The organism is Pseudomonas sp. RA_35y_Pfl2_P32, assembly GCF_963970735.1.
Taxonomy (GTDB): domain Bacteria; phylum Pseudomonadota; class Gammaproteobacteria; order Pseudomonadales; family Pseudomonadaceae; genus Aquipseudomonas.
The window spans coordinates 1-816 of record NZ_CAXAQF010000077.1; the positions used below are offsets into that span (position 1 = coordinate 1).

1 protein-coding gene is annotated in these 816 nt (G+C 62.4%); it reads left to right on the plus strand.

Features of this window, described 5'->3' with window-relative positions:
- Positions 1 to 709 (plus strand): IS3 family transposase (locus AACY45_RS27140; protein WP_339548508.1); only part of this gene is annotated, 709 nt, incomplete at its 5' end.
- Positions 710 to 816 lie beyond the last annotated feature (107 nt).

Consider the following 816-nt stretch of genomic DNA (forward strand, 5'->3'; position numbering starts at 1 on the left):
CCGCTCGGCATTTGCGCTGTCGAACGGCACGTACGGCAGTCCGCGCATGACGCGCGAGTTGCAGGATGATGGCTTCGCCATCGGGCGACGGCGCACGGCGCGGTTGATGCGCGAGAACGGCCTGCGCGGTCGGCAGAAGCGTCGATTCAAACGGACGACCGACAGCGAGCATAGCTGGCCGATCGCGCCGAACATCATTGACCAGGATTTTACGGCGACGGCACCCAACCAGAAATGGGGCGTCGACATCTCGTATGTCTGGACGCGGGAGGGATGGCTCTATCTGGCGGTGGTCCTCGATCTGTTCTCCCGCCGTGTCGTCGGGTGGGCCGTCGGCGACCGGCTGCACCGCGATCTGGCGCTGGCCGCCCTGCGCAAGGCCCTCGTCATGCGCCGTCCGCCCGAAGGGCTCATTCATCATTCGGACCGCGGCAGCCAATACTGCTCTGTGGACTACCAGGCCGAGCTGCACCGCCACGGCATCCGTATCTCCATGTCAGGAAAGGGAAATTGCTACGATAATGCGATGGTGGAGACCTTCTTCAAGACGATCAAATCCGAGCTCGTCTGGCGCACCGTCTTCTATACCCGCGACCAAGCCGCGCAGGCCATTGCCCGCTATATCGACGGCTTCTACAACCCCGTCAGGCGCCATTCCGCGCTCGACTATATCAGCCCCGCGCAGTTCGAACGAACCGCGTCACGTTGAGCAAATGCCTCTCCACTTTTGCGGGGCAAGTCCAACGCACCTCGTCGCGGGGCTCGTAGTGCAACGACAGGAACAGATATTCCCGGATCAGTTCCCGCTCATCGATA